This window comes from Sporosarcina sp. BP05 (assembly GCF_014282005.1).
Classification (GTDB): domain Bacteria; phylum Bacillota; class Bacilli; order Bacillales_A; family Planococcaceae; genus Sporosarcina.
In genome coordinates this window covers 30,549-53,492 of record NZ_JACFTD010000018.1, presented here as the reverse complement: position 1 = coordinate 53,492, position 22,944 = coordinate 30,549, and the positions used below count along the sequence as shown (strand labels likewise).

The following is a 22,944-nucleotide window of genomic DNA, read 5'->3' as shown; positions in this document are numbered from 1 at the left end:
AAAATCGTAATCTAGAACTTTTATTTTATTACTTGGATTTCCAAACTCTTTTTGAATAAACTCAGCATCTTCCAAAGATATATATTGATTATCGAATATGAAAAAACAGTGGTGTCGTCTACCCAATCGGTATGATATAAACTTTCATTTTCAAATTCTTCATTCTGTTCTTTCTTTGAAACGGAACTGTCTAAACATTTTTTCGTGCAATAATAAGTGCCTAAATTTTCATTTGTATATCCTATCACCATGAATTTATTACAAGATGAACATGCTCTATAATCTTTTTGGTTTTTCATTGTTTTTTATCTCCTTTTTTTCTTGTTTTTTTGTTTTCCAACTCATTTTTTTTAGGAACTTAGGTGGTGCTGGAAAGGTTTACTAAATTCCATATTCACACTCGGCATACTGGTTCTCACCTTTTGTTGTTTATGGTTCATTTTTTTCAGTGTACTTAGTCGTTTGCTGTGATTCGGGCTTAGACTGGCTGTTCAAAAATGAAAGGGCGACTGTAAGGAGTAGCATTTTACCCTTTTATTTTTGAGCAGCCAGTCTATAATCACATTTAAGCAAACGGCTTAGTACACTAAAAATGAACCATAACAAAAGGGGGCTACCAGTAGACAAGTGGGAATAGGTCTGGAATTTAGGCACTTGAACTTAGTCACTTGATCTTTGTTGTCGTTGGATCGTTAAGAAAAGGACAGGAACTTACAAACCGTTATAAGATGGCTACTTTCACGCACTTTGAAAGTGGCCATCTTTTACGAGTTGTTGTTATCGGGCTTTTTAGATACAAGCGAGATACTTAGAGGTTGTTAGTGAGGGCCTTTCTCACTTACAACCTCTTAGTAGACCTTTGGCAACCCCAGCAACAGAAGTTGACCTTAAATCTTTAAAAATTACTGGAACTTAGATCCTTAAAGGAGATTAAAAGAATTAACGGGGGATTGTACCTAAAAGAGTTTGAAAGAGCCTTAAAAAAGCCCCTACAGGCACGATTTCCAACTTAAAACAGCAAAAAAAACCGACTAGTACTCCTGGTCGGTTTTTTACTCAGATTCAAAACTATAAATTACCCCATAAAGGGAGTTGTGCAGATAATGCAGTCTAAAGGTTCTCATTTCCTCCAATGATTCACGACGAACGTTTCAACGGTTTCGCTTATTTTTTCGGTGCTATCTTTTATTTCATCTATTAGAAAAGCCAGGAATGATCCCCATGATATTTCTTCGATATACGGATTGTTTTCATTGATGTATTTCAATACCTTTTTCAATTCATTCATACGGTCATCCGTGACATGTCGTTTCAAATAGCCCCACACGAATTCCTCCATGAATTCCGTATCTTGAATAGTCGCGTGAAGCAGGAGGGCACAAGCCTTGGCGGTTGAACAATCTAAAGCATAAGCAAGCACCTTGAGCGTGTCATGCATTTGTCCGCTAACTCTGGTTGAAATTCTATTTGATTGACCTCTAGCTGTCCTCCTATTAACTGGCGTGCGGTTACTATCGCCAATATATAACGTGTTATCAATTCGCACTGACCGTATAAAATTTGTTGAGAGGTGGCTATTGACTTTCTTACTTCTAATCCCGTATACACATATTTCTTCCATCACATTTTTGATTGGCTCATCCGTGATGTAGGAGAGACGGTGGATGCAATCCTTCAATTCCTTGGAAACCATCGGCTGGACACTCCATTTCTTATCCGAACGCATCCTTCTTCCCTCTTCCCTTTTCAAATATACCCCTCCATTTAGATGATTAGACCCGCGTCGTTGACTTACTGGCGTGGCTTTATCCCACTATATGTAACGGTGGGGGAGTGCTATGTATAGATGTTTGTAGAATGGTTAATAGTGAGTGAAAAGCCCGAAAGGAAAGATGTAAAATGAGTAATGATACGAAAATGACCAAAGAAGAAGCTGCCGATCTTGCAAAAAGGATAATTGACAGTGGAAAAAAGTATAATTTCCCATTCAAAAAGTTAGGAAGCAAAAAGAAAAAGTAATCTGATGCATGAATCCCCTCCTCCTCCCATATCATGTATTTCCGTTGTATTACCAAGTATGGTCGAAAAACAGAATGGTAATACACTCGTAATACCAAAAATGGAGGGGAACAGTTGAGCAAGCTGATTTTAGGAATTGATGCGGGTAATTACATGGCCAAGGTTGCAGGGGCATTCGGGGTGGACTCTTACCGCACAGCTATATGCGATTGGTTTCAGAGGGACTTTGTAGAATCGTTTGGAGAAGATGATATGGAGTTTGAGATCGACAGCAGAAAAGGCTATGCAGGTTCAATCGCAGTCTACGAGGATGTATTCGGTGGTTCCGGTATGTACGGAGATTCTAAGGCTCACAAGGACACTAAGATAAGGGTTCTCCTTGCTTTATATAGATACATCAACAAACACTCTCCTAGTACGGAGGAGGTCTCTATAGTGACAGGTCAACCTATCACCTCACATAATGATAAAGAGAAACTAAAGATATCTGGAATGCTACAAGGTGGGCATGAATTTACCGTCAATGGAAAGAAACAATATGTGTATATTCAAGACGTAGGAGTTGCCGCAGAGGGTTGTGGAGCATTTTGGAGCGTAGCACAGAATGGTAAATTCAGGATATTAGACATAGGAAGTGGCACAATAAATGCGGCTACCATAATTCAAAAAAAAACCGTTAATACAGCAAGCGATACCTTCAATTTTGGGATGGAGACAGTTAATCGCGGAATAGATTCAGTCGCAAGAGGTATTATTCGGGAGACTACTCGCATGAATTGGCAACGGACAGACAATGTGCTAATTTGCGGTGGAGTGGCAAACGAAATTCTACCTTTCATTCGGGAACACTATCCCAATGCTAAAACTATACAACCTCTACTTCAAAACGAAAAAGGGGTTCAAGTGGTCGCCCCTACTTATTCAAATGCGGTTGGATTTTACGAGCTTGCGAAGTTGAATTTTGGATGATCGAAAAGAAACGTGAAGTGATCCAGTCGAGTTTTAGCATGTTGGATGAATTCGAGAAAGATTTATGGGAGTGGGCAACAAAGCCAGAGCATGGCGCTCCTAGTCTGTTTATCAAACGGCTAATTGTACAGGAGCGAGAACGCCAGACATCGAAAAGTATAGTAGTTGAGAGATTTGCAGAAGCAGTTGAATATGTAGAGCCTGTAGATGTGGATGAGAATAAGAAAGCCGCAAAAGGTTTCATATAAACAATGGTCCAATGTCTTCGAGATATAAAAAAACCACCAATCTTCCCTGATTTTAGGGTAGTTGGTGGTTTTAGTTTTGATTCATTAAAGTTGTTCGTTTTGAAATCGGCAATTCATGAAGCATTATTACGGCTTTATTTATTATTTTTTTCTAATTCAAATTCAATAAAGCCTTTTACAGAATCAAAATTGTTTCCTAATTTCACACCACGCTCTTCTGCAACACCCTGAACCCGTTCCAATTCTTTTTCCATACCATCTGAAGGGTCTTCCTCCAAGTTCCATGAAATATGCCTGTAAGTAGCTTGCAATTGATTGTCACTCATCGAACGATAGAAGTTGTCTTTTACCACTCAATATTTACCCCCTTCTAACTCTTGCACGAAGACCATCAATAGAATATTCCCTTCCTAATTAACTTTCTCCCCCTTTTTGTTTTGGTGTTTCTAGTTTATCTGCAAATTTTTCGCACGTATCTTTTAACCAGTATTTAGTATCTGATATAACTAAGTCGGGCAAAGGCATTTTGTCTCTTTGGATGTAAACACTCAATTTAGCTTCACTGTAATTTTGTCCTTTTTCATTTAAAAAATCGACAAATTGTTTTTGATTTAAATAATTTTCACCGTCCCCGGTTAATGAATGGGCCTTTTTATTTTGTATTAAATAAGTGTCTTTCTCGAAAAATACATTTATTGAATCTAAAGCTAATACAAGCCAATCATCACTTAAATTTTTGTAAAGCTCTTGAAGTTGAAATTTATTTTCCTCGGGTTCTTCAAAAAAATTAACTAACTGCAGAAAGGTTTTTTCAATCTGGTTTAATCCTTCAATTTCTTCGGATTTAAATTTAACACTGCCCTCATTTATCAAGTGACTTTGCAATACTGGCAACGATTCGATAACTTTTCTTGTTGAATTTTTCATCTAATATAACCCCCTTCTGTTAAGTAACTTAACAACATCATACCACACAATGTTAAGTTTGTTAACACGTGTACAAAAAGAATTTTCAGAAAAAATAAAAGGGGGATTTCTTTACCCCCTTTTTAGGTTTTACATGTAGCCTTTGTCTTTCAAGCTGACATGTTTCATACCTCCCACTATGATGTGATCCAGCACCTCGATTCCTAGAATCTCGCCTGCTGATACTAATCTCTTAGTCACCTCTAGGTCTTCCGGACTAGGCGTTGGGTTCTGGCTCGGATGGTTATGCGCGCAAATTATGGAAGCTGAGTTGTTCAGAATCGCAGCTTTGAAAATCTCCCTCGGGTGAACTATCGCAGAATTGATTGAACCGACCGAAGCCCTGTGGATTGCCACTACTTCGTTTTTCGTATTAAGGCATAATACTAAGAATATCTCTCTGTCCTCGTCAGAGATCTCTTTCTGAATGGCATGAGCTGCATCCTCGGGGCTTCTTACTGTAGTGATTGCAAAATCACACTCTCTCACAACTTGCTTGATACTAACGATTTCATATACTTTTTCCATAGGTAAAACCTCCAATGTTTTTTTCACAAGGAAGAGATTTCTTCGTTTGTGTGAGAGCAACCAATCACGAAGTGAGTACGTGTCAAGGGTTGGCTGGTCTTTAGCCAACTCGCAAGAAAATCATAGCCAACATCGGGGCTATTCGATGTTGGCGTTAAAAATGGGCAAATCCCAATGACTTAGGGGGAGTTAGGAAGCGTTTTTTCGCGCTTTCTTACTCCCCCTTAGCCTACTTGGATTTGCCCATTTTTTTTGATTTTCGCAGCCCTTGACTAAGTGGCGAACGGAGCGGATACAATTAAGCGACACAAAGAAGAATAATACCCACAGTATTTTTTGAGTGGTCGAACCACGAAAAAAATAAGCGGTTAGATAAATGAAATGCTGTGCATTTTATTTATCACCATAGAATTCCTAAGAATTAGGAATTTCTATGGTCGCATTTATGAGGTTCGATACCTCATAAATGCGGTGTCTTATATATTTTTTGAGTGGTCGAACCACGAAAAAAATAAGTGTTTAGATAAATGAAATGCTGTGCATTTTATTTATCACCATAGGAATTACTAAGAATTAGTAATTTCTATGGTCGGATTTATGAGGTTCGATACCTCATAAATCCGGATTCATTTAATTAGAATATAAAAAGGGAAAGAGCTACCTCTTCCCCTTTTCACTATTAACTAAGTTCTAAAATGATGAAGTTAGCCATTAGATACAACAGCATTGCTACACAGAAAACGCCATATCCAACAATGATAATTGATTGCATGAAATCACTTTTAGTGAATTTATATAGTTGGATAGTTGGAACTACGCCAGCAAGAATTAAAATCATTGTTACTATAATTTCTTTTATCATATCGAACCCTCCTTTCGTTGTGTGAAAGCTACACACTACGAAGTGAGAACGTGTCAAGGGTTGGCTGCCCTTTAGCCAACTTGCAAGAAAATCATAGCCAACATCGGGGCTTTTCGATGTTGGCGTTAAAAATGGGCAAATCCCAATGACTTAGGGGGAGTTAGGAAGCGTTTTTTCGCGCTTTCTTACTCCCCCTTAGCCTACTTGGATTTGCCCATTTTTTTTGATTTCCGCAGCCCTTGACTAAGTTACGAACGGAGCTAGTACAATTAAGCGACACAAAGAAGAATAAACTGGGCCAGAGGACAATAATATTTTTTGAGTGGTCGATCCACGAAAAAAATAAGGACTTATTGTAATGAAATGCTTGCATTTTATTACAAACCATAGAAATTACTAAGAATTAGTAATTTCTATGGTCGCATTTATGAGGTTCGATACCTCATAAATGCGGTGTCACCCGGTATTAGTTTTTCATCTTACAATTTACCTTCGTCTACTCCTGCATAAATCCCTTTCTTCGGTTCTTTCTTCGGTTCTTCCTTTGGTTCTTCCTTTGGTTCTTCCTTTGTTTTAAGGATTTCTATTGTTAAATCAGCAGTTGATTGTGTTTGTTGTTCGGCATTTTCATGTGCTGGAATTGATTCCAAAGTAGAAGCCTGTTCATTATTTTCTATTGTAAATGGATTGATCGGCATTGCTTGTTGATTTTTAGTAGCTTCAAACATGAAAGTATTTCTCATGACTTCCTTTTGTGTATCAGGTGCAATAAAATCGTTTGTCCCGTAAAGGTCGATAGCGTGATATACAAGATTCCTAATTGCTATTGTCATATTCGATTGATTGTTTAACCACTCGAAAAATTCATCTGATTCATCAAGTGAAAAGCGACAGTTTATCGCCTTTTTTTTATCTTTCTCTTCCATGTGTAATCACGCTCACTTTCTTTTAAATTGCTTTTAATTCTTCCGCATAGAACAAGTTTATATTTAAATTATTTAAACCGTCTGCATTCATTGTTACTGCATTTCCTTTAGGAATCCATAATACTTTTGCATTTTCTTTTTTAGCGTATTCTTTCAATTTCTCATACATTTCTTCTTTAAACTCGATACTACCACCACCATATACTGCGAAAACCTCTGTTTCATTGGACATAATATTTTTATTTTTGTTAGTAATACTTTTAAAAATGTTATCAGCTTGCTCTACTCTAGTATCGCTTAGAAGGTTCTTTGCCACCTCACTGTCCTTCGGGAACTCATCGGGGCGTTCAATGTACTTGCTGAACTGTTGCCTGTTAATACTTAACCCCTCGCGTTTCTTTTCCATCAATTTAATCGCTTCAGCAATTGCATGTCCCATGCCTTGACGTTCCCCAGTACAACGATCCGAAACAGGATTCACACCATTTGTGAAAACATATTCGGTTGTACCCGATCCAATATCAGCGTGCATTATTTTCTTGTCTGCAAAATCCGACCCGTTCCACTCTGAACTATTTTCTACATTAAACTCTTCAAACATTTCTTCATCACCTTCAAGGATGGCATACAAAGCTGGTACACCTTCTTTCATCACCTTTACTTTTTTGAATGAAATGTTTATGGTAATTTGTTTCTCGCCTAAAAAAACAATTACAATATGTGTTGGTTTTGTAAATCGTTCCTCTAACGCTCTTGCACTAATTGCATTATGTTGACTTGCTGGAATCGCTGTACTCATATAAACAGAGGTTGTTAGCGATTCTCTTACTTCTCCACTTAATTCAAACTCTTTCTGAATTGTACGTGCTGCAACAAAACCAAGCGTACCTATTAACATAAAATCCTCTTCATGCTTTTTCCCTGTTTCAATATCCATATTGTAAAGATTAGCTTTACTTGTGTCAGTAGCTTTCTTGCCAATGGAATACAAACCACTTCGCTCAATAGAACTACTTGTGATATTCACGACAAGATTATCTAGTAAATTAACAACGTTTTTTTTCAAGTCTAATTCTTGGATTTCAGGAACCATTGTTAATTTACGGTAAGCTGATTCAATTTTAATAACTCCGAGTTCAGGGCTTTCTGTTTCCCGAATCTTCATTTTGTCATTGCCAATGTCATTTGCTAAAATCGTTGTGTAAACCTCTTGGTTTTTTGTCATTTCTCAAAACTCCCTTTTCTTTTGCTTTTTTTATTAACCTAATCATAACATGTAGTAAGGCAATTTGCAAGCATTTTGCAAGTAACTATATAAACGATTGCAAAAGAGTCTATTTTACCCGCTTATAAAAAGCAATTTGCAAGCAATTCAACACTCAAAAGCGCTATCATCATTTTTAAACGTCTCGAATAAAGCAATTTGCAAGCATTTAAATTCCAAAAAAGAATCATACCTATACAGCATACTAAAATGGTGTAGAGTTGGTTTTACACAAGTTTATTGCAAGCTTTTTGCTTTTTCATTTCAAAAAAGATCAGCTAGGTGAAATTATCTCCTAGCTGATCTTTTTTATTTTACGTTATAAGTGCGCTTACATACAAAAATACACTTGCAAGTATAAGTGCGTATTTAAAAATACAGGGAACTAAAAAGGGATTGTCATTTTTTACTTCTTATATTATCCTACTTTTTTAGTTATAATGTACATCGGAGAGTTCCGAAGTGCTTGTACCACTTCATAATAGACCTTGCGATTAGCTTGATTAATTGCGAGGTCGCTCTCTTTTTTTGTTAGCGGTTTCAAATGCTCATAACCTTCTCGTGTAATAAGGAGTGTATTCCCTTTCAGTTGGACACTGCCTGCCAGCAGCATGTCTGACTCCCTTTTCCAAAGAAAATAAATATACTTCGAATTTTTACCCAACATTATGCTTGCTTCATGAGCAGTCATAATATGGTTCCACACATCTATATACCTCACCCCCTGTCATTAAAAACATACCATATCATACCACTCTTCCACATTACTTTTACAATTCATTTTCGCGTTCTTTTTTCTTCTTTTGTCTTCTAGCCTGTTCTTGTCGGTCCAATTCTTGTTCTTTTACGCTTTCTTTTCCAAGACTTCCATACAGTAAGTTTCTTTCATCTGACATTAACGACATCTTATAATGAAGGCCCGGTTCATCATTAATTTCATACTGTTTTTTTAAATAATTAATATTACGTTTAGCAGTATCATACTGCTTAAATTGATGATAATTTTCTTGTTTGAATTTAGATTTATCATCAGATTCTTTATAAGCTTTGATTAAAGAATGACTGTTTTCATAAATGGGATAACAGTCTTTCATTTTATCTAATTTAAACAATTCATCGTCAATTAAAGTTAGCTGCTTTTCAAAGTTGTCTACCAAATTTTCATTTATAATTTCAACTTCATTTAACTCTTCTAGCGTTATATCCTTTTTATATAGCTTGTTACTTATTTCGTTTAAGTAATTAATATTTTGTTTAGTAGCCCACTTTTGAAGCCCCTTGTTATTTTTAAACTTTTCTTGTGATTTATCAATCCAATTTTTATCAATCATGTTTCGTTTCACTGGAACAAAATCTTTATTTTGTATTCTATATTTGATTGAGGATTCAAAGTAATTCATACCTAAAGTTTTCGTCCTCATAAACTTGTTCGATTTCGGATTTTTAAAGGATAAATGTTTCCCTTGTTTAGCTTCATGCCCTTGTTGTTTCATCCGTTCTAAAAAATCTTCAAATGAATCGGCACTCTTAATATTTTCGTCAATAACATCTTCAAGCTTCCCTTTAAAAGATGTTTTTTTAGCCCTAGAAACATACTCATTAAAGGTTAAATATTTATCTTTCTTACCTTCTTTCTCGATAATTGTTAATCCATGTTCTTCTGATACTTTATCATTTTCTCTTCTCAAATCATAAAGCGAATGTTGTCTTGTTGTTTCAAACATTTTTAAGTCAACAAAACTAATAGAGTTAAAAATAATATGGTTGTGAAGATTATCCGTATCAGTATGAGTAATTACTGCGTATTGGTGCTTTCCTTTAAAATAATTATCAGCCAGCTCAATTCCGTATTTATGCGCTTGTTCGGGCGTTAAATAATCTGCGCTGTCGAAGGATTGAATAATCATTCTAGCCGTTATATCCCTGTCAGTCTTACTCTTGTCATTGTATTCCAATAGTAGCATTTCAAAATCCTCTTTTATCATATGAACATCGCACTCAAAGGAAGTTATTAATTCACTATTAGTTTTGTGTTCTTGAAGGCTATAATTTACTACCGCTTTCAAATCCTTAACCTTTTGGATCTTCACAATAGACAATGCAAACAACCCCATTCTTCCACTTAGTAAACTTCATATTCATCTAGTATATCTTTCAAACTAAACCAATCATCATTATCAAAAATATTATCCAACTTAAGCAACTTCATTTTTAACTTTTGAGCATATAAAAATATTGAATCAGCAAATTTAATTAATTGTTTTTCTTCTAAATTAAATAGAGTTTCCCCATATAAGTATTGCCAAAAATATTCTGCAACGTCCTTATCTTGTTCAGGGGAACTTTCAACTGCTTCACCAATATAAATAAAGTCGTCTTTTATTTGTTCATATATCGCTTCAAGAACTACCTTTTTAGGAACTTGAATTTCATTATCTTCCAATGCTTTTATCAAATTTTCTTTCTCTTCTAGGTTCAAATTTTCACTTGTAAAGTTTCTTTTCAAATCGAGTAAGCGATCATATTCTTTTTTCATTAAATCAATAATAATTTTTTGGTTTGTCTTTAAAAAATCTATGTCATTATCGGAATAAAAACCAGCTGAATTCACTTTACGTACTAAGCTATTAATATTTTTCCCAATGTAGTTTACCTCGCTTGCTAATTTTCTATAAGTACTCATGTCCATGTCTAAACGAAAATGATTTCTTGCGCTTTCTAAAAGGAATGCAGAAACACTTTTGTAACCTAATTCCTCTGCTTTATTTTTTATAAATTCCTTATCATCAAATGATAAGGATATTTTCATATATGTTTTAATTCTAGCCATAATAATACCACCTTTTTTTTAATAAATTCGAGCGTAGCGACAACAAATATTGATACTAATTTTGAAAAAATTAGCATCAAAAATTTGTATAGGTTGTAGGAGAATCCTACCTAGTCAAAAACAGCGTTTTTGGGGTGTGTGATCACACACCCGTAGCTTGCCCTCCGTCAAATTACTATATTCCTCTTTCTTAAATATATCAATTATTTCATAATTATGGTATAATAGAAGGTAATAAGAGAGTAAAGAAAGGAAAGGTGAATAACAATATGGTATCAGTAGATGAACACACGAATAATGTAATAGAAATTGCTGGACAAGGTGCTAAATTAACAGAGGAACTAATTCTAAAAATACTTAAATCTTTAAATGATCTATTTGAAAAGGATAATGGGAAACAAGATTTCGTTATAAAAGATAACACGATAGAAGGTAAACAAAAGATTAAAGACCTGGTAAGTAAACATAAAGATGGTGTCATGGCTTTAGACGACAATATTACTAAGGAACAAGTAAAAGACTATCAAAATGAATTCAAAAAAATGGGGGTTGATTTCTCCATTGTTAAAAACGATAAAGATAGTTACTCATTCTTCTTTGCTTCCAGGGATGCAAACGTAATTGAAAAGTCTTTGAAAAATATTATTGAAAAAAAGAACTTGGAATTAGAGAATAAAAACGAAAATGAATTAGGTGAAAAACCCAAAATACGAAATATAGTTGAATTAAATCCAGAAGAAAAACAACTGGCAAATACCTTAAATGAATTGTCACCACAAGAACAGGCTCTGTTTATGAAAATAAATGAAGTAGAAATTTCTAATCAGGAACAAAAAATGGCACTTACTGATTTGCAAAAAGGTCTTTCAGATGAACAAGTTAAGAATGTTCATGATCTATATAAAGAAAATGTTTTCACTGGTGATGGCGAACTTCCAAAAGATAAAATTCTCTCTTCAGAACTTGAACAAGTACAAAGTAGTTTACTTCAAAATGATAATGAATTAGATGCTGGCAAAATCAAAATAAAAACGAAAGAAAATGAATTAAATGATTCGTTAAATAAATTGTCACCTAAAGAACAAGTTTTGTTTGAAAAAATGAATGAGTTAGATGGACTAAAAAATGATCTATCTACAGAACAAATTGAAAATGTTCAAAATCTACATTCTGAAATCGTGAATATTAATTCTATAAGTAAGGAAGAACAATTAGATAACATATTTAATCAGTTATCTCCCGAAGAAAAAGACTTATTTTTGGAAACAAATGAATATATGTTAAACCCTGATTCAGAAAAACAATTAGATAACTATACAGCAGCTAGAGACAAACTTTCAGAAGAACAAATCAGTAAAGTTGATGGTCTGTATAACGAAAATATTCACGACACAAAAGATGTAGCTCCTAAAGGAAAAATCCATATGAATGATATTGATAAAATAACGGAAAATTTAACAATGAATAAGCAATTAGAAAAACAATCTCAATCGGAGAACAATGATATTGAAGGAATGGATAAAGCAGTTCCAAAAGAAATAAAAGATGTTAAAACTGTTGGGAATGGTTTAGAAAAAGAAAAAATAATCGACAAGCCAAAATCACCTTCGGCATTTTCAATTGACGGTATTAAAGAAATTGATAAGCTATTGAAGGAAAAAGAAAAAAATAATGATAAAGATAAAAAACGTGACAAAGAATTATCTCTTTAACAAGCAACCTAAAAAACGGTAGTCGTATTTTACGCCTATCGTTTTAATTTAATATTTGATAAGGGAGTGTTTTATTTATGCCTGAATTAGCATTTGAAAAAAATGCGCATATTGAAAGAGGAATAGGTACAGAAAAAGAATTAGCTTATCAGAATCTTTGCCAGTTTGAAAAAAACTACTGCGAAAGTATTTCCGTAGATTCAAAGGGTTCTGTTATTTACTCAATTGATCCAGTACGACTTGCAGAATTAGATAATTTGACAGAAAATGATTTAAAAGATTTAGAGCATTCAACCGTAGAATTTCCTTCCTATGAAAAATTATTTGAAGCTAAGTATAAAAATAAATTCCTTAAATCCGTTGCTGCTATAAAACCTAATGAGCTAGAAAAAAAATTAGGTCAAGGTACATTAGATCAAGCAACGAAAAGAGATAGAGATTTAAGGTTGAGATATGCAGAAAGTATAAAAGAAGTGGATTTAGATAATGATGGAGTACCTGACCGGATTGATATAGACGATACTAGAAGTAGTGTTCAAACCGTTGCTGATTTAAATATTTTAAATAATACAACCAGCAAGGATACAAGCAGGGATCACGATAAGAAGAAAGAAAAACAAAAAGATGATTTAGATTTATAATTATAAAAATAAAGGAGTGGTTTGATATGAGATTTTTAAGTTTTACCGTCAGAGCTGCATTTAAATTATTAACGTTTACTGTTACTGTTGCGTTTGCATTGTTTAAATTTACTTTAAGTATGTTACTTATACTTTTAACTTTAGGTATGTTCGCTTCTTCAACTTCAAGATATTGATATTTTCTACTGAAAACAAATAGATAGGGGAAATTTTTAAATGTTTAATGAATTAAAGAGGATAAATTAAAAGCCGTCTATCATGTTGGTAGATGGTTTTTTAGTATTTTAAAAACCTACATACCTAAAATTCGTTACAGGCCCTTAAAATGCCTTGTGCATCTTTTTAAGCATAGATTTAAAAAAGCCGACTGCTCCATTTAGTAAGAGCAATCGACTTTCATAGTAATCAACATGCTTGAATTCAAACTATCACATTTTTGGTCTTAATTATCACAACTCACTTTATCGTGATTACAACTCATATGTGATCTTTTTGGATACCTAATTCTTTCAGTAAAGCTTCCCGTTCTTCATCAATATTAGCCTTGTCTTTTTCCTTTTTTGGTTCATTATCTTTACTGTTTTTTTTGAACCAATCAGGAATAATTTCTTCCCGTCCAGTTGTTCTTTCTTTTGTTGGTTGAAGGTCAGCAAACGTTGTATGTTCTCCACGCTCATAAGCTTCCCAGGCTAATTGAATTTGCGACTTAATAAATCCAAGTGGATTCTGTACAGATTTTTCTACATTGACATACTCAATAAGCATTACTAATTCATTTTCGGCTTTTTCTCCCCATATGAATAATGCCCCTTGATACAATTGAGAAAAATAATTTTGAGTGAACTGGTAAAGTTTTTTGTCTGCTAAACCATTCAAACGAGTGCGTACATCTGCATTTTCAGGCGCTTTTTCCGGAATTTTCGGTTGTTCCGTTTCCTCTACTGGCTCGATTTCAGGAGCTGAAGATTTACGGATTGTAAATTTAATTTTATCAACGCTTCGACCTTTTTTAATTTCTTCAAAAACAACTTTAACATCGGTTTTTTCATTGACTTCATCAACTGCTCTTTTTAAAACACGAGATTTAAAATGACCGTATTGTTTATACATATCTTCCTGTACGCCTATCATTTCTCTTAAATTTTCAAGTGGACAATCCCAAGTCCCCAAGTAGCTATATCTTTTTATGATTTCATACAAACGAATCGAGTATGTGCTATTAAGAGATAATATATTACTTAATTTATACGAAGTATATTGTTGAAGCTGCAACAAATAAGGCTTTAATTTCGGGGAGAATGTCAACTCAATAACCCCCGAACCATCTACATATTCAGCACTGGAAACCCAATGCACAAGTAACCAACCTTTATCTTTCCGTGGAATTTGTATTGTTTTTTTCATTAGATTTTCCATAATTTCTCTCATTTGAGTGTATTTAGTGCTTCCTTTCAATCCTAAAAGCTCATTAAAGTTTTTCAATGAAATTCGGTACTCTTTGAAATCTTCATCGTCAGGTTGAATTTCACTGACCATAGCAAGAATTAATTTTTGTTCTCTACTTGTCAATGGATTGTTATGCCTTGCTGTAATAAGTTCATTTGATTGTGCCACTATAAATTTTTTATTCATAAAAACCCTCCCATGTATCACAAATAATCGGTTTGTGACCTCTATATTACCCATTATGAACCACAAACCCTTTAAGGTCAACTAATATCCTCGGTTATGTAAGTTGTGATAGTTAAGACCAGAAGTGTGATAGTTAAGACCAAAAGTGTGATGTTTGGGAGACCAAAAGTGTGATAGTTAAGACCAAAAGTGTGATGTTTAAGACCAAAAGTGTGATAGTTTGACCTTACAAAGCCAGTCATACCAAGCGTTTGAGAGGTGCTGTAATCACTAGTAATCACTTAAAACAAGTAATATTAAAACAACAACAAACAAGAGCGTGGTGGTGGTGGCTATAAATCTATTGATTCAAATTCTTTTTTTAAACCGTTCCTAACAATGAGACAAGTCGCATCCTTTCAAAGTACCTTTTAAACTACACCAGAGCGTCCACAAAGCGATTCAACAGATTTCATGAGTATAACTGTCAAACTACCAATAGAACGCCTACAACGTCATTTAAAGGCGTTTCGTCATAAACTGATAAAATTAACGTCTATATAAATCTATTATTAAGCTGCTGGATCTCTTTTGCTTTTAGAATGGCAACTATCTCCACTTGTTAATGAACGTTGTAATTGACTCCGACACTGTTCCTGCCCCATCTTTAATCTCTTCGTAAAGATACGATAGCAACAATCCCCACGATAGTTTTTCATCATACGGGTTATTAGTGTTTATATACTTGAGCACTTTTTTTAACTCGGCCATGCGACGTTCATCAAGTACCTGTTTTAAATGATCGTGGAAATATTTATTTATAAAGTCAGAATCATGGAGACTTGCTTCCAGTAGGAGAGAGGTTGCCCGTGACGGAGTACAATCCAACGCATAGGCTAATGCTGAAATATTTTCAAAAGTATGTTGCTTGAAACGAATGCCAATTCTTTCCGTATGTCCAGCGGGGAATTTTCGTTGAATGGTCGGACGTTCCAAGTCACCCATGTACATTGTGTTTTTCAGCCTGACAGATCGCCGGAAATATTGCGATAAACCTTCTATGACTTTACGGGATAAAATACCGTCTTCACAAATCCTTTCAGCCACATCTTTAACAGGGGTATTTGTAATGTAAGATAATCTATAAATTGCTTCTTTTAATTCAATTGAAATGGTCGGTTGAACCTCTCGTTTTTTATCGGAACGAACTTTTCTAGTACCCTTCTCTGCTTGCATACCCATCCTCCATCTCACAATTAGCCCTGTGACAGTTTAGCTGCGTCACAGGTTTATTCCCCATCCTATGGTCGAGAGGGGAGTGGTTATGCATAGAAAAATAACCTCTTGGAGAGACTGCTAATACCGAAGAATCCAAGGGAGGTTTACAATGAGTAAGGACAAAAAAGAGTTAGCTGCCGAGGTCGCCCGCGAAATGATAAACCATGGAAAAAAGTTCAATATTCCGATGCAGAAAAAGACTAATAAAAGTAAATCCAAATAGAAAAAAGGACTGCACCCGATTAGTGCAGTCCTCAATCTGTTAATCAATTATTAAGATTCGTAGCGCTAAGTCAATGCTTAAAATTCCTTTTAAGAGATTCCTTAGGTATACATGAAGGTTTATACCTAAATGTGGTTGAAGTTCCTCAAAACGGCTCGTGTGGCTTTTAAAGTCTATGCTAGTCCCATTCTATCTCTATTCTTTTTCTATTCTTTTTGTAACTTAATATATATCAAATTAGATAGCGAAACGTTATTGCTCGAAAACTTGAAATATATCATTTTTAATATGCTTATATATATTAACCTTTTAAGTTCTTAAAGTTCCTAAAGATTAGTACTATTTGTCAACTCTACAACGCCTAGAGCCACAAGGGATTGAAGCTTTTATTGTACTTTATGTATCCCTCTATCATACTTTATGTATCCCACTATTGTACTTTATGTATCCCTTTATCGTACTTTATGTATCCTTTTATTTGTACTTTGGTAAAATATAAAGTACAGTAGATTCATAGTAATGAACTTTCGTTTTTTATAAAGTACATTAAAAAGGATATATTAAGTATAGGAGTGAAATCATCTTGGGTAGAAGTAATAGTAAAGAACAAGTTGTTGATTTTGAAAATAGTATCCAAAAAAGCAATAGTCTATCTATGGCGAAGTTAAATAAAGGTCTTTCTTTAAATCAAATGCAATTATTCGCATTTGCTATATATTCAACACAGACAGACGGAAAAACAGAATTTAATAAAGCGGATTTTGAACGCAAATTTGAAATTGAAAAATATCAAACTGTAAACGCAAAACGAGATGCTGAAACAGTATTTGATTTGAAGTTTAGCAATGTAGATTTAGAAAATGATTCATTCGAGTTTAATAATGTTTTCCAGTCAATCAAATATAGTAAAGGTTTATTTAAATTCAAGTGGACCGAAGACATGATCCCACATATTTTAGAACTTCAAGAACACTATATTACAACTGATTTGTCTATTACTGCGAAATTCAAAAGTGGTTTTTCTTGGGTGTTATACGATTACTTAAAATCTCATTATGGTTACTGGCATAAAAACTTATCTAAAGACGCACTCATGAAATTATTTAGTGTTGAAGATAAAAAAACATATCAGCAAAACACAGCACGATTTAAAATATCAGTATTAGACGCTGCAATTGAAGAACTTAATAAATATACGGAGCTAGAGGTTTGGTATGTTGAGAAAAAAGAAGGGCGCTCAATTGTCGGCTTTGAGTTACATTGGTCTTCAGGTCAAAAGGTGGCCGCTGCATCTACTTCCCAAATGGAAGCATTAGAAAGGGTTTTAAATGCGATTGAAAAAGATATGTGGATTTATATTGATTTAAATAATAATGACCACAGAAAAGAAGCGACAGAATTAGTAAGAAAATCTATGGAAATGCAAGTGGGAATTAAAGAGGGGAAGATTACTAAAGAACGCGCAAAAACTTACCTAGCCGATGCTAATGCATATATAAAAAGATTGGAAAAATTATTGGAATTGAATAATGAAAGCACAGAGAGAAAAGTTAAAAGAGTACCCTTCTACAATTGGCTCGAAGAAAGAGATTAATTTCAGTTTTTCTCCACTATATATTTTCAGTTTTACTCTACTATATATATTGAAAAGTATCCTGTTGCCGTGAATAAATAAAAGAGCAAAAGCCTAATACTTTCTACACTGTTTTTAAGGAAAATCCAAGAAAAAGAACAGTGCATAATACTTCTGCACTGTTCCATAATGCTTCTGAACTGTTATTTTATAGAAGGTACTCCATGCTGTTTGGAGTATCTTTTTTTATCTGACCAAATTCAACCATTTTTCAGTCCTTTTCTGATAAGCTCATATACTGCTGCGGAAAAGCTCGAAAGATGGTTTTCTTCTTGATAATCTTCGATCTTTTTTACTAAATCAGCAGGAAATTTAATTAGTTTCGCTACACGCCCCATTACTTCACTTCCTTAATTTATAGATGCAATATCATTTTCCGGTATATGCTAAGTATATACTTGACATATACCGTCTGAATAGTATATCGTAAGTATATACTCTTTTCGAGAGTGAAATCAACGTTGTTGAAAAATGATGTGTTTCTATTAAATAACAGGTTTGTGGATTCAAGTATTTCTTTTGTAGATCAACTTGGAGGAGATGAGGGTGGGATAAGAAAGGAGTTCTCATTTTATGATAAAAGAAAAAGCAACGAAAAGTTTTTTGGCTTTATTGCTGTTTGCTTCTATTGTATCTGCTTGTAGTCCAGGAAATGTAACTGTAGATGGTGAAAGTGAAATTCAAAGACCAGTTGAAAAAAAGGTAAAGAAACATGAAGCTGTAAGTTTACCTGTAAATATTTATGTGAATAGTGAATACGCCAAATCGTTAGGTACAGAAAATACTTTTAGTCGGAGCATTACAAGCGTAGAAATTAAAGATTTTGATGAATCAACTGAAATCGAATTTTTAGAACGCTATGGTAATGATGTACGAAAACAAGGTATTAATTTACAAGAAGCCTACAAGTTATTAGTAATCACTATGTCACACGAATTAAAAGGGGAGAAGAAGGAAGCTGATCGAGAAGCGTTCATGTTAAATGCTGGATCAGGGCTAGTGATAGGGGATGATGAATTAGGACTTTCAAATGAATTTCTAAGTTATCAGCAAGAATTTATCGCAACCGATTATCGAGTTGGTAAAACAATAGATGAAACGGGTGATATATTTCTAGCAATTCCAAGTGAATTCGCTGATAGCAAGAATTTACAGTTAAAAGTTTTGCAAAAATTGGACAATGTAAATAAAAATATTTACGTTGATCTCCAAAACTAAACTTGGCTGTAATTAAAAAGAGGTGGATTTATGTTTGGTTGGTTCGATGATGTAAAGGAATGGATTTTTGAAACGTTGTTGGGAAGTATATCTTGGTTTCTCGATATGTCGCATGATATGTTCGGAAAAAGTATGGTTACGATTCGAGAAAATGTTTCGGAAACACCTACTGAATTTTCAGCAACAATTGTCGAAACTCTTAGGGCAATATCTACAACAGCTATATTGCCTATCGGTGGTTTGCTTTTAACGTATATCTTTTGTTACGAATTGTACCAATTAGTAGTTGAGAAAAACAGAGGTAACGATTTTGAAACAGGCCAGTTAATGTTTTTGATTTTTAAAACCGCTGGAATGATATTACTTTTAACACACAGTTTCGATATAACATTAGCGTTTTTTGATTTAGGTCAGTGGATAACAAATCAAATACCGCAAACAGCTATGGTTCTGCCCGATAGTATTAGGGAAAATATACTTGAAAGTATTCCAGAAGGTGATATAGGTCAGGCGCTAGGCATGTGGACGATATCTGTAATCGTTATGATTGTCACGTTCTTTATGTCAATGATTATTTATCTCGTAGCATGGAGTCGAATGGTTACAATAATGCTTTATATTTCAGTTGCTCCAATTCCATTCGCTACATTTATGAATAATGATTGGATTGGCTCTGTTGGTCAAACTTACGTGAAGAATCTTATGGCTTTAATGTTACAAGGTTATTTCATGATAATTTGTTTGATTATATATGGAGGTTTGTTAGAAAAATCAAGTGAATTAATGATTACCCAGGGTACAGGTTTTTATGGGTTAGTATTAATGCTCGTTTCAATGGCAATTCTAGTGATTTCTCTAACAAGAACGCACTCACTGGCTAAGTCAGTAATGGGGGTCGTTTAAAATGAAAAATTACATTAGGAAATGGCTCGTTGAAAATAAAATTTTATTGATAACATTTTGTGTTACTTCAGTAATAACATTTATAACAACCTTAATTGAAGTTAAATTTATTTTATCTAACCTTGAAGATTTAGATCATTATGCAACAACAGGCATTATTTCAGATGGTTTGAAAAATGTTGCTTTACTAGGGTTATTTGATTTAGTTCTAATGGGTTTTTGGATGTTGCTTCTATTGTTGATATTATGGAAAGTTATTTTTCCGAGTTCAGGCACAGTAAAAAATGCTTTTTTTGCAAATGATTTAAATTTTTTAATGGATATGCCTTCTCGTGTTAGAAGGGAGATAGACAAAAAGTGAATAATAACTTTGTTGTTTCTATTCCGAAAGAGTTAAAAACTATTAAATCAAAACTATTTTTTGGTTTAACCAAAAGACAGTTGATAGGTTTTGGTCTTGCTATCGCACTTGCACTTCCTGTATTTTTTATGCTTAAAGTATACAGCACTGACCTTGCAATGTATGGTCTTTTCCTTACAGCATTACCAACTATTTTTGGAACGATTTTCACCAAAGATGGAATGCCAGCGGAAACCTGGGTGAAGATAATTTTAGAATATAAGTATCTAAACCCGAAAACAAGATACTTTAAAGTATCAAAAAAGAACAGGAAGCTAGCATTAGAAAGGAATATGGTACATGTCAAAAAAGCTAGAAAAACTAAATCTGTTTCAAGTTCTTCAAAAACTAGTTAATTCTAAGAGGTCAAACAAGAGATCTACACAAGAAACATTAAATTACAATAAAATGTACCCGAATGGCGTGTGCCACGTTGGTGGTAAAACATACAACAAAATGATTCGCTTTTCGGATATATCTTATCAACTATCCCAGGATGAAACGAAGCAAAAGATTTTCGCTCAATATAGTACGTTGTTAAACTCATTTGACAGTTCTATTAAAATTCAATTTTGTTTTATCAACTATAGAATGAGTAGCGAAGAAAATGAAAAAGACGTGATGGAGTATAGCAAGCAGAATAGCTATATTGAAGACTTTGAATTATTACGTGATGAATATTTTTCATTCTTAGAAGAGCAGAAACAAAAAGGTAACAACGGTATCGTGCGAAATAAGTATTTAATTTTTACAATTACAGATGATTCGTATGAAAATGCGGTCAGACGTCTTGGTAGTATCGAAAATAATATCAGCGATCACTTTAAACCTATGGGAGTAGCGACAGAAGAATTAAATGGTATCGAACGTTTATCTGTCATTAACTACTTATTGAACGGTAATAGTAATCATTATTTGGAATTAGAAGATTTAACTGCCGAACAATTACGCAGTGGCACAACGAAAGATTTAATAGCAGCTAAAAATATTCAATTTGGGAATCATAATGACGAGTTTAAAATCAATCAAAAATTCGGTGCTACTTTACACCTTAGCGTTGAAGCTACAGAGTTATCCGACAGGGTGCTGGCTGACTTCCTTGACCTTGACCTTGAAATGCTTGTAAGTATGCACATACGGGCGCTGGGCCAACAACAAGCTGTGAAAATGGTTAAATCGAAAGCGTCCGATCTTGATAGTATTAAAATTGAGGAACAGAAAAAGGCATTACGAAGTGGTTATGATATGGACATTTTACCAACCGATTTAAATATGCACGTTGAAGAAAGTCGGAAAATCCTTTCAGATTTACAGAGAGAGAACGAAAAGTATTTTTATCTCACTTTTACGGTTACAGTTTTCGAGAAAAACCGAAAAGAATTGGATAATGCAATATTTAGATTAAGTTCTATTGCTCAAAAGCAAAACTGTTCATTGATAAAAATGAAATATCAGCAAGAAAAAGCATTAATAAGCGCATTGCCATTGGGTGAAAATCTAAATGAAACTGATTTAGAGCGAGGACTGACAACTTCATCAACAGCTATCTTTGTACCATTTACTACACAGGAGTTGTACCAGGAAGAAAAAGAACCCAACTATTACGGCTTAAACGCTTTAAGTAACAACATGATTAAAGTAAGTCGAAAAGCACTTAAAAATCCTAATGGATTGATTTTAGGTACACCAGGTTCAGGAAAGTCATTCGCGGCCAAACGTGAAATAATTGATACTTTTTTGACAACAACTGACGATATTCTTATTTGCGATCCCGAGGGTGAGTATTACCCGTTTGTTAAACGCTTGGGTGGCGAAGAAATTAAAATATCCCTTAACTCTAAAGATTATGTTAACCCTTTGGATATTTCGCTAGAATACGGTGAAGGTGAAAACCCTATTTCCTTCAAGAGTGATTTTATTCTTAACTTAATGGAACTTATAGCAGGTGGAAAAGCAGGACTGACAGCACGACAAAAAACGATTGTCGATAGATGCGTTAGAATTATTTATCGCCCATTCATTGAAGATCCTGTACCTGAAAATATTCCGATTCTTGAAGACCTGTACAATGCTTTTGTGAAAGCTGAAAGTGTTGAAGGTCGTGAATTAGCAGATGCTTTAGAATTATACGTTTCAGGTTCTTTGAATGTATTTAATCACCGTACAACAATTAATGTTGACAATCGTTTGATTTGTTTCAATATCCAAGAACTAGGTTCGAACCTAAGAGAGCTTGGAATGTTAATACTACAAGACCATGTTTGGAATAAAGTTACAAAAAACCGTAATCGGGATAAGAAAACATGGTATTACATGGATGAGTTTCACAAATTATTAGCAGAAGAACAAACAGCAACTTACTCGGTTGAGTTTTGGAAGAGATTCAGGAAGTGGGGAGGAATCCCAACAGGAATCACGCAAAACGTTAAAGACTTATTATCAAGTCCTAAGATTGAAACAATCATTGATAACACAGATTTTGTTTACTTGCTAAATCAAGCAACCAGTGACCGAAATATTCTACAACAGAAATTTGAAATCAGTGATTATCAAGCGAATTACATTACTCATTCCGGCGAAGGTGAAGGTTTAATTGTTTATTCGGGAATAATCTTACCTTTCAAAGATAAGTTCCCACATAACAATTCTTTGTATCCTGTTATGACAACTAAGCCCGAAGAAATTGTAAGAATGAGAGGGGCTGCTGAATAAA

Annotated in this window: 24 protein-coding genes; 10 read left to right on the top strand and 14 right to left on the bottom strand. The window is 34.1% G+C overall.

Annotated elements, in window-relative coordinates:
- Positions 1–20: 20 nt before the first annotated feature.
- Entirely contained in the window at positions 21–299 is a 279-nt protein-coding gene (locus H2672_RS15930; protein WP_186672996.1) for a hypothetical protein, read from the bottom strand.
- 821 nt (positions 300–1,120) lie between these two features.
- Positions 1,121–1,750: a hypothetical protein gene (locus tag H2672_RS15925; RefSeq protein WP_186672995.1), complete on the bottom strand. Its 630-nt coding sequence runs from the start codon at positions 1,748–1,750 to the stop codon at positions 1,121–1,123.
- 383 nt (positions 1,751–2,133) lie between these two features.
- Between H2672_RS15925 and H2672_RS15920 the strand changes: the two genes are divergently transcribed.
- Both H2672_RS15920 and H2672_RS15915 read left to right on the top strand, forming a co-directional pair.
- On the top strand, positions 2,134–2,988 hold the full coding sequence (locus H2672_RS15920) for a ParM/StbA family protein (RefSeq protein ID WP_186672994.1): 855 nt from the start codon (positions 2,134–2,136) through the stop codon (positions 2,986–2,988).
- Entirely contained in the window at positions 2,985–3,236 is a 252-nt protein-coding gene (locus tag H2672_RS15915) for a hypothetical protein (protein WP_186672993.1), read from the top strand. Before H2672_RS15920 ends, H2672_RS15915 begins: the two co-directional genes overlap by 4 nt.
- 134 nt (positions 3,237–3,370) lie before the next feature.
- Here the strand turns inward: H2672_RS15915 and H2672_RS15910 are convergent, their stop codons facing one another.
- The 9 genes from H2672_RS15910 to H2672_RS15870 all read right to left on the bottom strand — a co-directional run bounded on the left by H2672_RS15910 (position 3,371) and on the right by H2672_RS15870 (position 10,612).
- On the bottom strand, positions 3,371–3,589 hold the full coding sequence (locus H2672_RS15910) for a hypothetical protein (protein ID WP_186672991.1): 219 nt from the start codon (positions 3,587–3,589) through the stop codon (positions 3,371–3,373).
- Between the two features lie 61 nt (positions 3,590–3,650).
- Entirely contained in the window at positions 3,651–4,163 is a 513-nt protein-coding gene (locus tag H2672_RS15905; RefSeq protein WP_186672989.1) for a hypothetical protein, read from the bottom strand.
- 129 nt (positions 4,164–4,292) lie between these two features.
- Positions 4,293–4,730, bottom strand: coding sequence for a RadC family protein (radC, locus tag H2672_RS15900; protein WP_186672987.1), 438 nt, complete (start codon positions 4,728–4,730; stop codon positions 4,293–4,295).
- Between the two features lie 679 nt (positions 4,731–5,409).
- A complete protein-coding gene (locus tag H2672_RS15895; protein WP_186672985.1) occupies positions 5,410–5,592 on the bottom strand; it encodes a hypothetical protein in 183 nt (60 codons plus the stop codon).
- Between the two features lie 479 nt (positions 5,593–6,071).
- A complete protein-coding gene (locus H2672_RS15890) occupies positions 6,072–6,518 on the bottom strand; it encodes a hypothetical protein (protein ID WP_186672983.1) in 447 nt (148 codons plus the stop codon).
- 22 nt (positions 6,519–6,540) lie between these two features.
- Positions 6,541–7,743 (bottom strand): ParM/StbA family protein, encoded by a 1,203-nt coding sequence (locus tag H2672_RS15885; protein WP_186672981.1) that lies wholly within the window; start codon positions 7,741–7,743, stop codon positions 6,541–6,543.
- A 457-nt stretch (positions 7,744–8,200) separates the two neighbouring features.
- Positions 8,201–8,488, bottom strand: coding sequence for a hypothetical protein (locus H2672_RS19430; protein ID WP_222439428.1), 288 nt, complete (start codon positions 8,486–8,488; stop codon positions 8,201–8,203).
- A 64-nt stretch (positions 8,489–8,552) separates the two neighbouring features.
- The gene (locus H2672_RS15875) at positions 8,553–9,881 is read right to left on the bottom strand and encodes a relaxase/mobilization nuclease domain-containing protein (RefSeq protein ID WP_186672979.1); all 1,329 of its coding nucleotides are present in this window, start codon (positions 9,879–9,881) and stop codon (positions 8,553–8,555) included.
- A 23-nt stretch (positions 9,882–9,904) separates the two neighbouring features.
- On the bottom strand, positions 9,905–10,612 hold the full coding sequence (locus tag H2672_RS15870; RefSeq protein ID WP_186672977.1) for a hypothetical protein: 708 nt from the start codon (positions 10,610–10,612) through the stop codon (positions 9,905–9,907).
- Between the two features lie 269 nt (positions 10,613–10,881).
- Between H2672_RS15870 and H2672_RS15865 the strand changes: the two genes are divergently transcribed.
- A complete protein-coding gene (locus H2672_RS15865; protein WP_186672974.1) occupies positions 10,882–12,324 on the top strand; it encodes a DUF3801 domain-containing protein in 1,443 nt (480 codons plus the stop codon).
- 77 nt (positions 12,325–12,401) lie between these two features.
- Positions 12,402–12,965 carry a hypothetical protein gene (locus H2672_RS15860; protein ID WP_186672972.1) on the top strand — a complete coding sequence of 188 codons (564 nt, stop codon included), beginning with the start codon at positions 12,402–12,404 and terminating at the stop codon, positions 12,963–12,965.
- Positions 12,966–13,442: 477 nt separating this feature from the next.
- Here H2672_RS15860 and H2672_RS15855 read toward each other — a convergent pair whose 3' ends face one another.
- Both H2672_RS15855 and H2672_RS15850 read right to left on the bottom strand, forming a co-directional pair.
- The gene (locus tag H2672_RS15855; RefSeq protein ID WP_186672970.1) at positions 13,443–14,597 is read right to left on the bottom strand and encodes a replication initiation protein; all 1,155 of its coding nucleotides are present in this window, start codon (positions 14,595–14,597) and stop codon (positions 13,443–13,445) included.
- Between the two features lie 588 nt (positions 14,598–15,185).
- A complete protein-coding gene (locus H2672_RS15850) occupies positions 15,186–15,812 on the bottom strand; it encodes a hypothetical protein (RefSeq protein ID WP_186672968.1) in 627 nt (208 codons plus the stop codon).
- A gap of 848 nt (positions 15,813–16,660) precedes the next feature.
- On the opposite strand from H2672_RS15850, the gene H2672_RS15845 reads away from it, so the two are divergent.
- Entirely contained in the window at positions 16,661–17,671 is a 1,011-nt protein-coding gene (locus H2672_RS15845; RefSeq protein WP_186672966.1) for a replication initiation protein, read from the top strand.
- Positions 17,672–17,910: 239 nt separating this feature from the next.
- On the opposite strand, the gene H2672_RS15840 is transcribed toward H2672_RS15845, so the two are convergent.
- Complete coding sequence (locus H2672_RS15840) at positions 17,911–18,048, bottom strand: hypothetical protein (RefSeq protein ID WP_186672964.1); 138 nt, start codon at positions 18,046–18,048, stop codon at positions 17,911–17,913.
- Between the two features lie 235 nt (positions 18,049–18,283).
- Here H2672_RS15840 and H2672_RS15835 point away from each other — a divergent pair, with 235 nt between their 5' ends.
- The 5 genes from H2672_RS15835 to H2672_RS15815 are packed head-to-tail and all read left to right on the top strand — an operon-like array spanning position 18,284 to position 22,943.
- Positions 18,284–18,928, top strand: a complete 645-nt coding sequence (locus H2672_RS15835) for a hypothetical protein (protein ID WP_255485855.1) — start codon at positions 18,284–18,286, stop codon at positions 18,926–18,928.
- Positions 18,929–18,958: 30 nt separating this feature from the next.
- Positions 18,959–19,831, top strand: coding sequence for a VirB6/TrbL-like conjugal transfer protein, CD1112 family (locus tag H2672_RS15830; protein WP_186672962.1), 873 nt, complete (start codon positions 18,959–18,961; stop codon positions 19,829–19,831).
- 1 nt (position 19,832) lies between these two features.
- A complete protein-coding gene (locus tag H2672_RS15825; RefSeq protein WP_186672960.1) occupies positions 19,833–20,192 on the top strand; it encodes a hypothetical protein in 360 nt (119 codons plus the stop codon).
- Positions 20,189–20,587: a PrgI family protein gene (locus H2672_RS15820; protein ID WP_186672957.1), complete on the top strand. Its 399-nt coding sequence runs from the start codon at positions 20,189–20,191 to the stop codon at positions 20,585–20,587. Before H2672_RS15825 ends, H2672_RS15820 begins: the two co-directional genes overlap by 4 nt.
- Positions 20,532–22,943 carry a VirB4-like conjugal transfer ATPase, CD1110 family gene (locus tag H2672_RS15815; RefSeq protein WP_186672955.1) on the top strand — a complete coding sequence of 804 codons (2,412 nt, stop codon included), beginning with the start codon at positions 20,532–20,534 and terminating at the stop codon, positions 22,941–22,943. The genes H2672_RS15820 and H2672_RS15815 overlap by 56 nt, the downstream gene beginning before the upstream one ends.
- Position 22,944: the final 1 nt, after the last annotated feature.

Excerpts from the sequence above, each read along its gene's own strand:
- H2672_RS15930 (WP_186672996.1), bottom strand. The coding sequence starts at position 299 with ATGAAAAACCAAAAAGATTATAGAGCATGTTCATCTTGTAATAAATTC.
- H2672_RS15915 (WP_186672993.1), top strand. The coding sequence starts at position 2,985 with ATGATCGAAAAGAAACGTGAAGTGATCCAGTCGAGTTTTAGCATGTTG.
- H2672_RS15905 (WP_186672989.1), bottom strand. The coding sequence starts at position 4,163 with ATGAAAAATTCAACAAGAAAAGTTATCGAATCGTTGCCAGTATTGCAA.
- radC (WP_186672987.1), bottom strand. The coding sequence starts at position 4,730 with ATGGAAAAAGTATATGAAATCGTTAGTATCAAGCAAGTTGTGAGAGAG.
- H2672_RS15895 (WP_186672985.1), bottom strand. The coding sequence starts at position 5,592 with ATGATAAAAGAAATTATAGTAACAATGATTTTAATTCTTGCTGGCGTA.
- H2672_RS15890 (WP_186672983.1), bottom strand. The coding sequence starts at position 6,518 with ATGGAAGAGAAAGATAAAAAAAAGGCGATAAACTGTCGCTTTTCACTT.
- H2672_RS15885 (WP_186672981.1), bottom strand. The coding sequence starts at position 7,743 with ATGACAAAAAACCAAGAGGTTTACACAACGATTTTAGCAAATGACATT.
- H2672_RS15870 (WP_186672977.1), bottom strand. The coding sequence starts at position 10,612 with ATGGCTAGAATTAAAACATATATGAAAATATCCTTATCATTTGATGAT.
- H2672_RS15865 (WP_186672974.1), top strand. The coding sequence starts at position 10,882 with ATGGTATCAGTAGATGAACACACGAATAATGTAATAGAAATTGCTGGA.
- H2672_RS15860 (WP_186672972.1), top strand. The coding sequence starts at position 12,402 with ATGCCTGAATTAGCATTTGAAAAAAATGCGCATATTGAAAGAGGAATA.
- H2672_RS15855 (WP_186672970.1), bottom strand. The coding sequence starts at position 14,597 with ATGAATAAAAAATTTATAGTGGCACAATCAAATGAACTTATTACAGCA.
- H2672_RS15850 (WP_186672968.1), bottom strand. The coding sequence starts at position 15,812 with ATGCAAGCAGAGAAGGGTACTAGAAAAGTTCGTTCCGATAAAAAACGA.
- H2672_RS15840 (WP_186672964.1), bottom strand. The coding sequence starts at position 18,048 with ATGGGGCGTGTAGCGAAACTAATTAAATTTCCTGCTGATTTAGTAAAA.
- H2672_RS15835 (WP_255485855.1), top strand. The coding sequence starts at position 18,284 with ATGATAAAAGAAAAAGCAACGAAAAGTTTTTTGGCTTTATTGCTGTTT.
- H2672_RS15830 (WP_186672962.1), top strand. The coding sequence starts at position 18,959 with ATGTTTGGTTGGTTCGATGATGTAAAGGAATGGATTTTTGAAACGTTG.
- H2672_RS15825 (WP_186672960.1), top strand. The coding sequence starts at position 19,833 with ATGAAAAATTACATTAGGAAATGGCTCGTTGAAAATAAAATTTTATTG.
- H2672_RS15815 (WP_186672955.1), top strand. The coding sequence starts at position 20,532 with ATGTCAAAAAAGCTAGAAAAACTAAATCTGTTTCAAGTTCTTCAAAAA.